Genomic DNA, 14954 nt, shown 5'->3' on the forward strand with positions numbered 1-14954 from the left:
GATTTGACAGGGAAATTTTTTTTGAAGGAACATTTGTCATGAAGAATCGACAGTCAGTGCACGGAGGGGGAAATGACTTTCGACAAAAAAAGATGAGCACCATGGTGTCTCATCCAAAAATAATTTATGCGTTTAAATTGTATCGTTTCCCGGTTTCCAGATAAATCACATTTTCGGCAATATTGGTGGAATGGTCGGCAATTCTTTCGATAAAACGGCAGACAAAGGCTAACTGGATAATTTGATTGGTGAAGTCCGGATTTTGGGGAATATAGGTCAGAAGTTCTTTAACTAGGCTTCCGAACATCTGGTCTACCATGTCATCCTTTTCAGCACATTTCTTTGCGAGCTCAGTATCTTCTGAATAAAATGAAGTAATGGACTCACTGACCATCTCTAATGCCATTTCCATCATATGAGGGATATCAATCAGCTCTTTCACATGTTTCTCATTTCCAATATGAACGGCAGATTTTGCAATGTTAACGGCAATATCCCCTAAACGTTCAACCTCGGAAGATACCCTTAACGCGACATGGAGTCTGCGTAAATCTTTGGCAACTGGAGACTGGCGAGCAATTAACATTAAGGCTTTGTCATGAATTTCATATTCAAGGTCATCGATTACATTATCACCATTAATTACTTTGTCAGCTAGTTGGATATCTTGGTTTAACAGTGCCAGCATGGCATTTTTAATGGAGACTTGCGCTTCGTCCGCCATTTTCAGCTGCAGCGATTTTAATTCTTTTAAATTTTGGTCAAAGTTCGTTCTTGTATTCATGGACATCACCCGAATCTTCCTGTAATATAGTCTTCCGTCCTAGAGTCCTTGGGCATGGAGAAGATTTTTGCGGTTTCATCTAATTCAATCAGTTCCCCCATTAAGAAGAAAGCTGTTTTATCTGAAACCCTTGCTGCTTGTTGCATATTGTGAGTCACAATCACAATCGTATATTTTTCTTTTAACTCGAAGATTAACTCCTCAATTTTTAACGTTGAGATTGGATCCAGCGCGGAGGTCGGTTCATCCATTAGCAGCACATCCGGTTTCGTAGCAAGAGCTCTTGCTATGCAAAGCCGCTGCTGTTGTCCGCCCGACAGCCCGAGTGCAGGGGCGTTCAACCGGTCCTTTACTTCATCCCATAGTGCCACATCCATTAAAGATTTTGTGACAATTTCGTCCAGATGCTTTTTCTTCTTGATGCCATGAATTCTTGGCCCGTAGGCTACATTATCGTAAATCGTCTGTGGAAATGGATTCCCCTTTTGAAAAACCATTCCGACATGTTTACGCAATTCTACTAGGTCAGTTTTCGCATCCAAAATATTTTGGCCGTCAAAATTCACTTCACCGGTTATTTTTACATTCGGGATCACTTTATTCATTAGATTTAGGGTTTTTAAAAACGTAGACTTCCCACATCCTGACGGACCAATCATTGCCGTTACTTCCTTCTTTTGAATGGGAAAGTTGATACCTTTTAAGGCATGGTGGTCACCATACCATAAATTAAGATCATTGACATCAAAGATATCTCTTGTTAGTGTCTGTGTGCTCATAAGTCTACCCCCTTATCCGAATCTTCCGGAAATGTATTCTTCTGTCTTTTGGACGGATGGATTTGTAAAGATTTTTTCAGTCATGTCATACTCAATTAAATCTCCGCTTAAAAAGAACGCTGTTTTATCAGAAATCCGTGATGCCTGTTGCATGTTGTGGGTGACAATTATAATCGAGTAATCTTTTTTTAAATCTACAATTAAGTCCTCAACCTTTGCGTTTGAAATTGGATCAAGAGCAGAAGATGGCTCATCCAGCAGAATGACAGTCGGTTTCATGGCAATGGTTCTAGCAATGCAAAGCCGCTGTTGCTGTCCGCCAGAAAGCGAAAGAGCAGATTTATGAAGCCTGTCCTTTACTTCATCCCATAGTGCTGCTTTTCGCAAGCTTTCTTCCACAATTTCATCCAACTTGCTCTTCTTTTTAATGCCGGCAAATTTAAGGGCATGGGTAATATTCTCGTAAATGGATTTCGGGAAAGGATTTGGCTTTTGGAACACCATCCCGATTTCTTTTCTTAACGCGACTACATTAATATCTTCAGACAGAATATTTAGCTCTTCGTAAAGGATTTCTCCTTCTGCCCTTGCACCAGGGATTAAATCATTCATCCGGTTAATGCTGCGCAAGAAGGTGGACTTCCCGCAACCCGAAGGACCAATTAATGCGGTTACGGAGTTCTTCTCAATCTCCATAGAAATTCCATTTACTGCTCGCTTTTCCCCATAAAAAATCTCTAAGTTCTTTACTGTTAATATATTTTTTGGCTGGAATTCACTATATCTTGGAACAGTTACATCCATAGCTGTTTTCTCCTTTACGGCTGTCACCATTTGACTCCCACCTTTTTATTTAGTTGCAGTTACCCGCTTGTGAATGATACTTCCGATCCAGCGGGCCGCCAAATTGAAAATCAAGACAGAAATAACAAGAACGGCAGCTGAACCACTTGAAACTTCGTCTACATCAGGGATCAATCCCTGGGTATTCACAGACCATATATGAACCGCGAGCGTCTCGGCAGGGCGGAAGATATTCAATGGTGATTGTTCTGAAAAAGGATTCCAATTAGTATAGTCCAGTCTTGGCGTTGACAACCCGGCAGTGAATAATAGAGCGGCCGCCTCACCAAATACCCGTCCAGCAGCAAGGATGGCACCTGTTAAAATGGAGGGAAATGCACTCGGCAAGATGACCGTTTTAATCGTATGCCAACGAGTTATTCCTAGGGCAAGGCTTGCCTCTTTTAAATCACGAGGCACTGAACGAATCGCATCCTCCGTCGTTCGCACTATCGTTGGAAGATTGAATACCGTCAGGGCCATAGCGCCTCCTAAAATGGTATAACCCCAGCCAGTAGTGTTTACAAACATCAGTAAACCAAACATACCAATAACAATGGAGGGTAATGAAGATAAAACTTCAATACAGGTCCGGATGAGATCTGTAATCTTTCCGGGCTTTGCATATTCAGCCATGTAAATCCCGCCGCCTATTCCAATAGGAACGGTTATTAACATGGTGATGAGCAAAATATAAAAGGAATTAAATAATTGATCGCGAATTCCTCCGCCTGCCCGTACATTACTGGAAGGGGTTGTTAAAAACTCGAAGGAAATATGCTTAAATCCATTAATAAAAATATAGAAAAACAAACCGGCAAGTATTGCAACGATTACAGTAGCTATCAGGATAAAAACCCCTGTGGCTATTCGATCTGCTGTTTTACTATTCATCGTAATTTCCTCCTTGACGAAAGATAACGAATCAGGAGAATGAACGCGAAGGACATAATTAATAAAATGAGACCCATCGACCACAAGGTGTTATTCTCCACGCTGCCATAAGTGGTATGACCCATATTTAATGTAATAATGGTTGTTAATGTTGCAGAGGCATCCAAGATACTTGATGGCAAATCCCTAACGTTTCCGATGACCATTTGCACAGCCAGTGCCTCCCCGAATGCCCGTGCCATTCCAAGTATGATGGCCGTTAATAATGATGGCATTGCAGCAGGAATCAGCACCTTTCGTATCGTCTGCCATCTGGTTGCACCTAGTGCATAAGATCCTTCGCGAAGATGGTTCGGAAGTGAACTGATGGCATCTGTAGCAATGGTCGTAATGGTGGGTAGTATCATAATGGAGAGCACAATCATCCCAGAGAGCAAACTAAAACCTAATCCGCCGACATTCTCCCGAATAAACGGCACTAAAACCGATAGCCCGATGAAGCCATAAACAACAGACGGGATACCAACCAGCAGTTCCACCACTGGCTGAAGAATTTTTCTCCCCCACGATGGAGCGATTTCCGTCATAAAAATGGCTCCGCCAATTCCTAAGGGTGCGGCAACCAGAGCGGCTAAAAATGTGACAGCAAAGGAGCCAAATATGAATGGGAGAACACCATACGCCGGGTTTGCTTGATCGGTTGGGTTCCATTTTGTACTGGTAATAAACTCGATGATACTGACCCCATTTTTTATGAAGGACTGCAAACCTTTTGTGCCCAGAAAAATAGTGATGGCGATTGTCGCAGATATCATAATGACTGCGCACAATATCACAATAATTTTGCCGCGAAGCTCCCCATCCGGCCTGCTGCTCTTTGATTTTAACAATCTATCTTTTGCTGGAAGAAGTTTTTCCATAATTAACCAAACTCCTCTGAATACGTCGTAATAGGGTAAACGCACATCGCATTTACCCCCTCTTTTTTTGTCGTCACACAGTTGTTTATGAATTAAATGTCTTTTTGTTTGCCTTCTGCATCGCGTTCTACTTTCATCTTTGTTACAGGCAGATAACCTTGTTCTTTTAATAAACTGTTTTGAATTTCATCTGACATCATATAGTCTAAGAACGCTTTGGCTAAACCATCAGGCTCACCCTTTGTATAAGAGTGTTGATAAGCCCACACTGGGAATTCTCCGGATTGTACATTTTCTGCTGTAGCTTCCACACCATCGATTGCAAGTGGGGTTACAGTGTCATCAGTGAAGTACGAGAATGCAAGATAACCGACTGCTCCGTCTGTTTCAGCAATGATTTTTTTAACTGTGTTTGAAGAATCTTCCGTAATCCCTTCAGCCGGTGTTGCGCCGTCTAGGGCAAATTTATTGAATACCGCACGTGTACCAGAGGAGTCAGGACGGTTTACAAGAACGATTTTTTGATCTTTTCCGCCGAGCTCTTTCCAGTTAGTGATTTTTCCGGTAAATACTTTAATTAGATCTTCTTTAGAAATCTCATCAATTCCTACTTTAGGGTTAACAGCTGCAGTCATACCAACTACGGCTACTTTATGGTCAACAATTTCTTCTGCTGGGATACCTTCTTTTTCTTCAGCGAAGACGTCAGAGTTACCAATTTGAACGGAACCTTCAGATACTTGCGATAAGCCTGTCCCAGATCCACCAGCATTTACTTGAATATCAACCTTTGGATTTTCTGCCATAAATTCTTCAGCGGCTGCTGCAACTAATGGCTGCATTGCCGATGATCCGGATATTGTTAATGAACCTGAAAGTTCTTGTTTTTCTTCGGTTTTAGTGTTGTCTGAACCATTTGCAGCGTCATTAGATGCTCCGCCTCCACAAGCTGCTGTAAATATAGATAAAGCAGCGAACAGTGAAAATAGGCTTACTTTTTTCAAGCTTTTCATTTCTGTTATTCCCCCTAAGATTTGGTGGTTATTTAACAACCTTCCTTACATAATTAGAATAATAGAGAAGTGTTAATCGAGTTTTAATGGAATGTAAAGGATTTGTAAAGTTGTGTGGAGATTTTGTAAATTAAGGGGTCCAAAGATAACTTCATTGTTTCGATTGGAAAGAATAATATTGCACTGTAAACTATTAAGTTTATAAAAAAAACACCTGTCTCATTTAGAGACAAGTGTCGCTTATTACTCAGTCTGTTCTGTTGTTTCAGCTGTAGGTACAGTTTCTACAGGAGTACTACTATCTATGTTTTGCCCCGCAACGTCGGCAGTTGCAGGATTTGCCCGCGCTTTCTTTAAATCAAAGTAGGCATCCATAACCCTGCGCCCAATTGAGTGGTTGATACTAGGTCCACTTCCTTGGTAAGCCCATGGAACCACAACAGCCAAGGATACCTCCGGATCATCATATGGAGCAAAGCTGACCAAGCTCAAGTTCCATACTGGTGTACCACGTTTTGATTTGTCAGAACCGTCATAAAAGGCTTCTGCGGTCCCTGTTTTACCCGCAGGATTGTAAGTGGCACTTTTCCAGTAACCTACTCCTGTACCATCACCAACCTGCATAACCATCCGAAATCCTTCTTGAACTCGTTTAATCCAGTCTTCTTTCATATCAAGCCGATTCAGAACCTTTGGCTGAATTTCTTCAACAATCGGACCTAATTCATTTGTGTCCTCACTAGGGTCCCGAATTTCTTTGACAAGATGCGGCTGAATTCGATTACCTCCGTTTGCAATTGTAGCCACATATTGGGCAAGCTGCATTGGAGTATAGGTATCGTACTGTCCTATGGCTAGGTCAAGAAGTAAACCTGACGTTTTCGCAGAACCCGGAAATCCGGTTGTTTCATTCGGCAGGTCAATTCCTGTTCGCGCCCCAAGGCCAAATTGACTGAAGCTTTTTCTCATGGTATCAAATCCATAATCCTCATCCAACACCAGTGGACGATTTGCGACATATTGGCCGTGTGCCAGTGCAATGACTGTTTTCCACATATAAACGTTAGAAGAGACTTGAAGTGCCCTTAAATCATTAATTGTGCCAAAGGTTTTCCAGGATTTTTTCACCGGTGTATCTTTAATGACCAATGGTTCATCGAGTTGGGTAGACCCAGGCTTAATAGCGCCGGTTTGATATCCGGTTAAAATCGTAGCACCTTTTACTGCGGAACCCACGTTATAAGATGTTGTAATATTACCTTGGGCATAATCCCGCATCTCGAGTTTGCCTGTTTCTTTGTTTTTGACTAGCTGTTTACCCGACATGGACAATATCTCACCGGTTTTAGGGTTCATTACTACAACAAACGCCCGGTCCATAAGGCCCGTATTGGGATTTTGTTTGGCCTTCCACATTTCTTCTTCAACAATCTTGTCAACCTGTGCCTGCAAATCCATATCGATGGTAAGCATCAAATCTTTTCCACGCTGGCCTTCCGAAATGACCTCTGTGGACAATACCTTACCGGTTTTATCCGTGACATTTTTGACTTTAGCCTTTTCCCCATGCAGAACATCTTCATATTTTAATTCGAGATAACTTTTCCCTACACGGTCATTCCGGCTGTAGCCTTTGGCCAGATAACTTTCCAATTGTTCCTTAGGCAACCCTGATTCAGATGAAGAAACCTCGCCTAAAATTGACTTTAGCGTATCACCAAAGACATAACTCCGATCCCAGTCAGTTGTGGTATCCACTCCCGGCAGATTCTCCAAATTTTCGCTGACGGCAGCAAATTCTTCCGGAGTAACGTCTTTATTTTTTACAATTTGCGGGGTCAGTGCATAACCGCTGTTCATTTCGCGCCAAATGGCACAAGTCTCTAACTCTTGCGGGGAAAGACTATTTAAATCCTCATCTGTAATTCTATCAAGCTGAAGATTATAGATTTGTTCATCATCCAGCTTTTTTTGGTCAAGCTTAACCCATTCTTTATCGGTAATTTTTTTCTTTGCTTTTTCCGGATGGATTAAGATCCAGAAATCTTTTTTATCCCGTTCGGGGATCTTTGAAGCATCTAGATTAATTAGTTTTGCAAGCTTCTCAGCGGTTTCAAGCATATCCTTTGTAGTTGTGTCTGATTCCTTCGTGTAGGTAATTGCGTTTAACGGCGTATTATCAACAATCACCTTACCGTTTCGGTCGACCATTCTACCTCTAGGTACAGGGTTACTAACCGTTACATCCTCCGTTCGTTGAATTTCCCGTTTAAAATCCTCACCAAATACAATTTGCAGTTCTCCAAGCCGGAGAATAAGGATCGAGAAGAGTAAAAACACGGCAAAAAACAACATATTTAAACGAAACGGTACCTTCGTTTTCTTCTTTTTCTTTGTATTCAATACCTAAGTGCACCTCCATATTTCAGGGCATGAACATAACAGTAACTATTGTATATGAATAAGCAGCATTTTTCTACGAGGAACACTTACCATTTTTGATAGAAAAGCGGAAGTGCCCTGATCAGTGTTGTATGGCCTCCTCGAAAAAGCTAACGTTTTTCCTTCGTGCGATGCTTATGCTCCCGAAGCTTTCCTTTGTGGAGGCTCTCCAACTGAGATAAGTGTAAACTCACCGATTGGCAAGCTGGCAGGCGGTTCATGAGGCGTAGTTGAACTTATGCGTTCGGAAATTAGGGAGTAAAATAAAATCCAATTAACAAAAGAAAACACAAAGAGCGAAGGACACTAGACACTAAGGGGCTGGAGCTGGACATTTCTCAAAGATTTGCACAATTACTTAAACTACAAGAAAAGCAAAAGCTCCTTGGTAAGTAGCATTCCCGGTTTCCGGGGCCAATTTTAAAAGACGATGACTAAAAGAAGCTCATCGTCTTATGTTGCGGGCAATTGTACTCTTTTCATAAACATGTAAATAACAGTGTGACCGGCACCTAACAGGAGCAGCAAAATCGGCAAGCTTTTTTCTGCGTCAAATAATAAGATGGATGCCAAAAATGCAAGGATCGAAACAATTCTTCCGATATTAAGGAAAAGCTCGCGGACGACAATATATTCAATCCTCATTTCAGCGGCTTTCCAGCCTGTTCCAATCACGTCATATGTAGTTGAAATATACGGTACCAAAAGCAAAGGGTAAGCAATGGCAATCAAGCCGGCATAAAGTAACAACTTGGCATAATTTACATCCCACACAATGAACAGAACAGCGACATATAGTAAAAGCCCGCCGATTAGAATGGCCTTTTTTCTGTGGCTCTTTTTAATCAGCCTTGAGGCAAAATAATAGGCAACAAACGAAATTCCTGAATTAATCAGACCGTATGTCCCTAAAGCCATTTCACTTCCTGTCGAGATATAAACGAAAACAGATATGACAAATAAAAACGTCCCTTCTCTTAAGCCCTGGAAAAAGTGGGCATTCGTTACGAGACGCCAATTTTCATTATGTTTCCGTTCTTCCATTATCCGCTTAAAGCAATATTGTCCTTTTGCAGGCCTTGGCTTTAAGGAAAAACTTAAGAATACTGCCAGCGCAAATAGCCCAAGAGAGAGGCCAAACACAATGGTATAGCCGGTAAACTTTGCGAACCGGGTGATAATAAACCCTGCGGCAATCGGTCCCACCATCCCGCCTAAAGAAGATAGAATTCCTAAAAACCCGTTAAAAAAATCCCTAGTCTCCGGTTCCGTAATTTCAAAAGTTAACACATTGTAGGCAAGCCAGTAAAAACCGTACCCGACACCCAGCAAACCTCCCAAAAGAAGTAAATATTTAGCCGCGTTAGTACCTGCCAATAGTACCGCAATATAAAAAAGCGTTAAAAAAATGACTCCAACCCGAAGCACAATGACCCGATCAATTTTCTTTGCCCAACGTCCCGCCAGTATGAAGGTCAGAGGCTGAAGGACAACAATAGATAAATTATAGAGGGCAATATCAGAGTACTCCCCCGTTTGTTTCCACAAGTAAATGTTAACAAAGGTATTCGATAAAGCAGCACTTAACGAATATAACCCTCCGATTAACAATAAAAGAGATAAATCTTTTGTTAGTTCAATGTCACCCAGAATCTTTAATTTCTTTCCCATAAAAACTCCCCTTTGTCTTAATGAGTAGTCTTTTACAGGGGGTATGTTCTTATTCATCTTTTTAAGTAAAAGCTCTGCTAAATTGCAGTTGATTTCCGCTCCAGGCACCCGCTTTATACGGGCGTGCCGGGGAGCCTCGTACTCCGCAGGACACTGAAATTCTTCCTCAGATCTGCCCACCCACGAAGTGTAAATGCGATAGCACAAGGAGAACATCCAGAAATAACATCGCACTATGCGATAGCATGATTGAAGATTTTCGAGGAGTCGAGGTTATCCGCTCCAATCAACAAAGCGTAACCAACATTATCTCTTAACAGAGCCAAATAAACAAGACAGCCTCTTTTGGCTGCCTTTTTCATTTTCTGTTATTCCATATTTTGCCGCGTTATAACGTTTTGCTGCCTCATCCCAGTTTCCCACGTTCCAGAACGCGCAAATTTAATCAGGGCGTTTTTTTGATCATGCTCCCAAACATCAAGACCTAGGATAGGGGTTTTACCTTCCATTAATAAAGAGTCTTGGTTAGGCGTGCTGGATACTTCAAGTTCACCATTGTTAACTGAAAGCCATGCCCAGCCCGAACCGAAACGTCTGGTTGCTGCTTTAGTGAACTCTTCTTTGAATGCATCAAAGCTGCCAAATTTATTTGGCGCTAGCAACTAAAAGGAAAAATTTAGTTCTAAAGCTTTATTTAAAAAATACCAAAATCGGCCAATTTTTTTCAACCAATTTACAGTATTCATGCTTGTCAAAATTGTCTGTATACCAGATTCTGGATGCTGCTTATTTTATCCATAATGTTCCGCTTGAAAGTTTCGAAAAGTTGTCAAGAACAAGAAAAACCTATCCTGTCAACGATTTTTGTCATATGCCGTCGCATTCGCTTCCATTTTATGTAAACACCATATTGACAGGACGCTCAATATTCCATTTAATCAAGCTAGAAGAGTGTAAAGGAAGTGTTAGACATGCAGATTGGCAGCATTTCAATCTATCATATATTGCATGATTTTTTTCAAAAAACGGAGCCAATTCAAAGTATTAAAGCAGGTGCAGTCCTCTTTCAAGAAAAAGACCCAGCAAAATATGTTTATCTTTTGCTTAACGGCAGCATTGCTCTTGGGCGGGTCCATTTAAGGGGCAAGGAATTTATTTTAAAAATCTTAAACAATGAAGAGTTAATTGTAGAATATCAATTGTTTAAATCCCACCCTCATTATCAGTTTTTTGCAAAAGCCATTACGGATTGTGAAATCCTTGCCATCAAAAGGGAGGATTTTGAGAAGTTTATCGAGACAGACAGTGGAGCCATGAGCCAATTTGTTTCCTGGATGTCAACAGGCTATATAAAAGCTCAAATGAAATGCCAAGACTTAATCATGAATGGCAAAAAAGGCGGTCTCTACTCGATGCTAATCCGTTTGTGCAATTCTTTCGGTGTGATGACAAAAGACGGTATATTAATTGATTTACCGTTGACGCACCAAGAATTGGCCAATTTAACCTACGGGACACGTGAAGTAATACAGCGCGCTTTGAAGGAATTACGGGAAAAAGACGTGATTTCTTATGAAAATCAAATGTTTACCGTAAAAAATCTTAACTATTTAAAAATGGCAGTTGACTGCCAAAACTGCTCCTCTGAAATTTGTGGATTAAACTAATCAGGTCTAAGAACAGCCTTCTTGAAAGAGTATATGCTTCCTTTTTAATCGTTTCTTGTATAAGGGATTTATTACGGCTACAATAGAATGATGAAACTATAGTTAGGTGTGGTCATTATGAATCTTTTCAAACAATTATTTAGAAGTATCTATTCTCCAAAAGATATTGCATCCTTTCGGTCCCAAGGAATAGGCAAGACCATTGGTTACGTTTTTCTGCTTACGTTCATCTCGGTGCTCCCATCGATTATTTATTTATCAACAACCCTCACAGAAGGAATGGATAAGGCAGAATCGCTTTTGCAAAAAGAAGCCCCCGATTTTATGATTGAGGATGGCCAGCTTACAGCGGACACGGAAGTCCCGGTTATTTTGAATAAAAACCATATTACCTTTATTATTGACCCTACCGGAGCGGTTTCTGAAGACGATGTATCGGATGAAACAAATGCTTTCGCATTGCTAAAAGATCAATTTGTTATTGCTTCAGGGGGCCAAACGGAATCATCGCCTTATTCGATGATGCCTGGATTAACACTTTCAAAAGAAGACCTTTTGAGCTTTGTCGAATACATTTCAGGGCTAAAGGGTGTCATCATAACCATCCTCATTGTTCTTGCCTTCCTGTTCTCTAGTGTGATGAGTTTCATTGAAATTTCAATTGCTGCTTTATTCGGCTTATTGATAAAAAACCTGGCCGGCAGAGAATTGAATTACGGCCAGCTATGGAGAATGGCCGCCTATAGCGAGACACTGCCGACACTATTTTTTACCATTATGGCAGCCTTAAAGACAACTGTGCCCAACAGTTTCGGTATAAACTGGCTAGTGGTTCTGCTCGTCTTATTCTTAGCCATCAACGAAGTTCCCAAAGCTGAAAAAAGTTAAGTGACCAAGCATCCATTGACGGATGCTTTTTTCTTTTTTGGTTCTATTAAGTGGCGGACAAGCATACGAATGTACAAACATTTATATTGGGGGCCTGCCTAATGAAAAAACTTATAGGGCTGTTGATCGCTATTTTAATTATATATGTCATTTATTTTGATTTAACTGTTGGTACGCTAGGGAAGTCCTCTCCAGAAACAACAGAAGTAAATGCTGCCTACACTGTCGAACCCGAAACGGAAATCCCATCCTTTTCGGCTAAAGTAAAACCTGGCGAAACGGTGATTTCCATCGTGGAACATCATATTGATAAGGAACTGCCAGTATCCATTTCAGCACTAATTGAAGACTTTGAGCAATTAAATCCAGGAGAATCCCCAGAAAAAATCCAAATTGGTTCTACATATCATTTTCCTGATTACTCAAAATAAGGAGGATAAATCCTTGTTCTTGTCAAAATTAGCAAAAGGCTGTTACAATTAATTCGGATTATCTATATCATTTCGAATCCAGCTTGAAGGAGAGCGAATAACACGTGAGTGAAATTATACATCGTTCAAAAACCCGGCCGATTAAGGTGGGCAACCTAACAATTGGCGGGAATAATGAAATTATCATACAAAGCATGACAACAACTAAAACCCATGATGTGGATGCGACGGTTGCCGAAATCAAACGTTTGGAAGATGCTGGCTGCCAGATTGTTCGTGTAGCCTGCCCTGATGAGCGGGCTGCCAATGCGATTCCTGAAATCAAAAAGAGAATTAATATCCCGCTGGTGGTTGACATTCATTTTGATTATCGATTAGCGCTGAAAGCAATCGAAGGCGGCGCTGACAAAATCAGAATCAACCCTGGTAACATCGGGCGAAAAGAAAAGGTGGAAGCGGTCGTTAAAGCTGCCAAGGAACGGGGCATTCCCATTCGTATCGGTGTCAATGCCGGTTCCCTAGAGAAACGGATTCTTGATAAATACGGTTATCCGACTGCCGATGGAATGGTCGAAAGCGCCCTCCATCATATCAAGATTTTAGAGGATTTGGATTTCCACGATATCATTGTTTCAATGAAAGCTTCCGATGTCAATTTGGCCATTGAGGCCTACGATAAAGCGGCACGGGCCTTTGATTATCCGTTGCATTTAGGCATAACCGAGTCGGGGACCCTGTTTTCCGGTACCGTTAAGAGTGCTGCCGGTTTAGGGGCTATCATCAACAAAGGAATCGGGAACACACTTCGTGTGTCCTTAAGCGCCGACCCTGTTCAAGAGGTAAAGGTTGCCCGTGAATTGTTAAAAGTATTTGGTCTTTCTTCAAACGCAGCTACCTTGATATCCTGCCCAACATGTGGACGGATTGAAATCGACTTGATTAGTATTGCGAACGAAGTGGAGGAATATATCCAGAACATCAAAGCCCCAATTAAAGTATCAGTGCTTGGATGCGCCGTTAACGGACCTGGAGAAGCCCGTGAAGCCGATATCGGTATCGCCGGCGCCCGCGGTGAAGGCCTGCTATTCAGAAAAGGCCAGATTGTCCGTAAAGTGCCTGAAGAAAAAATGGTTGAGGAATTAAAGAAAGAAATTGACCAAGTAGCTGAAGAATATTTTAAGAAAAAAGAGGCAGAGGCTGCTGCCCAAAAATAATGAAGAAAGAAACCCGGTAGCTTTACCGGGTTTCTTGTCGCTCCTATATGTTTAAAAGAACGGGAGAATAAAGATACCGATGATAATCGATACCGCGCCAATCCCGATTGCCCAGGCGCCAAGTGTGTCGGCACCCCTTCTTCTTGCGACAAATCCTAATATAATACCTGCAGCGCCAAAAAGAATTGGCATCACAAATAGTGATAAGATGGAAAGTACTATGGCGAGAGTACCTAGACCACTTGCCGCAGTTTTAGTTTTTTGGTTATTGTTTTCCGTCGATTGCGTGATACGGCGGGAAACCGGCACGGGTGCTGCAATCTCAGCAGCGTGCTCTTCCTTGTACCGTGACCGAATCGGAACCGATGCTCCAATTTGGGAAGCTGGCTCGTCTTTTTTTAGGGAAACCCTTAATGGACGAGAGACACCAAATTCTCCTGCCGTTTCTTCTTTATATTTTGAAGATTGGTTAGTGACAGGTGTCGCGACTTCTGAAGCAGTCTCTTCCCTGAAATCTGAAGGGAAATTGGGAATATCTTGTCCAATATTGGAACTTTGAAGAGCTTCCTGCACTTTAGCGTCTCTTTCATCTGCCATCTAATATCCCTCGCTTTCAGTAATAGGAGCATTAATTATTGTTTGCTTTCCTCGTGCTTTTACTATGTGAATGTTTTCTTAAATAGGAAAGTGCTGTTTATCACGAGATAATTTGCTAATCATTTTCTTCTTTATTGGAACGTAAGATTTGATAAAATAAAGCTATCCAGAATATCTGCTGCCACATGAAGGTGAATTGCCATGAAAAAAAGATTTGGAATTGATATCGATGGGACAGTTACCTGTCCCACGTCAATGATCCCGTTTATTAATCAAGCATTTGATCTCAACCTTACCTATGAGGAAGTTAACGAATACGATTTGACTCCTTTTGTTAACGTGCCAGAGAAGGTTTTTTCTCGATGGTTTACAGAAAATGAGCCGTTGATTTATGAAGGCTCACCGTTAGCAAAAGGGGCCAAAGAGGTATTAACCGGATGGAAACATCAATTTGAGTTGTTTTATATTAGTGCTCGTGGACCCCATTTACGGGGTGTAACGGAAGAATGGTTTCGGTGTCATGGGGTCGGATTTGACCATATTGAACTTATTGGTTCCCATGATAAAATTGAAGCTGCCAAAAAGTTCAAGGTTGATTTGTTCTTTGAGGATAAACATGATAATGCCATAATGATACATGAAAGCTGCAACATTCCTGTTGTTTTATTCAATACACCCTATAACCAGGATCCCATACCGGAGGGGGTGATTCGTGTCAATAATTGGCACGAGGCCAATCTTTGGGTTCAGCACTGGTTAAAAAAACAGATGGTGCACCAGAGTTCCATATAATAAAAAAACCAGCTAGCAT

General features: G+C 41.4%; 14 protein-coding genes and 1 pseudogene. 5 read left to right on the plus strand and 10 right to left on the minus strand.

Translation table 11 applies throughout. The annotated features are described in order from the left end of the window. Window positions 1-124: 124 nt before the first annotated feature. The 9 genes and pseudogenes from phoU to ACY8D0_RS19930 all read right to left on the minus strand — a co-directional run. Entirely contained in the window at window positions 125-790 is a 666-nt protein-coding gene (gene phoU, locus ACY8D0_RS19890) for a phosphate signaling complex protein PhoU (RefSeq protein ID WP_462412226.1), read from the minus strand. Next, entirely contained in the window at window positions 790-1563 is a 774-nt protein-coding gene (pstB, locus tag ACY8D0_RS19895) for a phosphate ABC transporter ATP-binding protein PstB (protein WP_462412227.1), read from the minus strand. The genes phoU and pstB (ACY8D0_RS19895) overlap by 1 nt, the downstream gene beginning before the upstream one ends. Window positions 1564-1575: 12 nt before the next feature. Then, window positions 1576-2397, minus strand: coding sequence for a phosphate ABC transporter ATP-binding protein PstB (gene pstB / locus ACY8D0_RS19900; protein WP_462412228.1), 822 nt, complete (start codon window positions 2395-2397; stop codon window positions 1576-1578). A 15-nt stretch (window positions 2398-2412) separates the two neighbouring features. Next, window positions 2413-3300, minus strand: a complete 888-nt coding sequence (gene pstA, locus ACY8D0_RS19905; protein ID WP_462412229.1) for a phosphate ABC transporter permease PstA — start codon at window positions 3298-3300, stop codon at window positions 2413-2415. Then, window positions 3297-4220, minus strand: coding sequence for a phosphate ABC transporter permease subunit PstC (pstC, locus tag ACY8D0_RS19910; RefSeq protein WP_462412230.1), 924 nt, complete (start codon window positions 4218-4220; stop codon window positions 3297-3299). Before pstC ends, pstA begins: the two co-directional genes overlap by 4 nt. A 92-nt stretch (window positions 4221-4312) precedes the next feature. Continuing rightward, a complete protein-coding gene (locus tag ACY8D0_RS19915) occupies window positions 4313-5233 on the minus strand; it encodes a phosphate ABC transporter substrate-binding protein (RefSeq protein ID WP_462412231.1) in 921 nt (306 codons plus the stop codon). Window positions 5234-5476: 243 nt separating this feature from the next. Beyond that, complete coding sequence (locus tag ACY8D0_RS19920) at window positions 5477-7588, minus strand: peptidoglycan D,D-transpeptidase FtsI family protein (protein ID WP_462412520.1); 2112 nt, start codon at window positions 7586-7588, stop codon at window positions 5477-5479. 540 nt (window positions 7589-8128) lie between these two features. Then, a complete protein-coding gene (locus ACY8D0_RS19925) occupies window positions 8129-9346 on the minus strand; it encodes an MFS transporter (protein WP_462412232.1) in 1218 nt (405 codons plus the stop codon). A gap of 378 nt (window positions 9347-9724) precedes the next feature. Then, window positions 9725-9993, minus strand: a pseudogene (locus ACY8D0_RS19930) (superoxide dismutase); the annotation flags it as partial. Window positions 9994-10317: 324 nt separating this feature from the next. Between ACY8D0_RS19930 and ACY8D0_RS19935 the strand changes: the two are divergent. The 4 genes from ACY8D0_RS19935 (at window position 10318) to ispG (ending at window position 13546) form a co-directional block, all read left to right on the plus strand. After that, window positions 10318-11013, plus strand: a complete 696-nt coding sequence (locus ACY8D0_RS19935; protein ID WP_462412233.1) for a Crp/Fnr family transcriptional regulator — start codon at window positions 10318-10320, stop codon at window positions 11011-11013. A 117-nt stretch (window positions 11014-11130) separates the two neighbouring features. Beyond that, window positions 11131-11901 carry a DUF1189 domain-containing protein gene (locus ACY8D0_RS19940; RefSeq protein WP_462412234.1) on the plus strand — a complete coding sequence of 257 codons (771 nt, stop codon included), beginning with the start codon at window positions 11131-11133 and terminating at the stop codon, window positions 11899-11901. Window positions 11902-12002: 101 nt separating this feature from the next. Beyond that, a complete protein-coding gene (locus tag ACY8D0_RS19945) occupies window positions 12003-12332 on the plus strand; it encodes a LysM peptidoglycan-binding domain-containing protein (protein WP_462412235.1) in 330 nt (109 codons plus the stop codon). A gap of 113 nt (window positions 12333-12445) precedes the next feature. After that, window positions 12446-13546, plus strand: a complete 1101-nt coding sequence (gene ispG / locus ACY8D0_RS19950) for a flavodoxin-dependent (E)-4-hydroxy-3-methylbut-2-enyl-diphosphate synthase (RefSeq protein ID WP_462412521.1) — start codon at window positions 12446-12448, stop codon at window positions 13544-13546. A gap of 51 nt (window positions 13547-13597) precedes the next feature. Here ispG and ACY8D0_RS19955 read toward each other — a convergent pair whose 3' ends face one another. Beyond that, the gene (locus ACY8D0_RS19955; RefSeq protein WP_462412522.1) at window positions 13598-13921 is read right to left on the minus strand and encodes a hypothetical protein; all 324 of its coding nucleotides are present in this window, start codon (window positions 13919-13921) and stop codon (window positions 13598-13600) included. A gap of 423 nt (window positions 13922-14344) precedes the next feature. Here ACY8D0_RS19955 and ACY8D0_RS19960 point away from each other — a divergent pair, with 423 nt between their 5' ends. Further along, window positions 14345-14935, plus strand: coding sequence for a 5' nucleotidase, NT5C type (locus tag ACY8D0_RS19960; RefSeq protein ID WP_462412236.1), 591 nt, complete (start codon window positions 14345-14347; stop codon window positions 14933-14935). Window positions 14936-14954 lie beyond the last annotated feature (19 nt).

The sequence above is a fragment of the Neobacillus camarae genome (genome assembly GCF_054950115.1).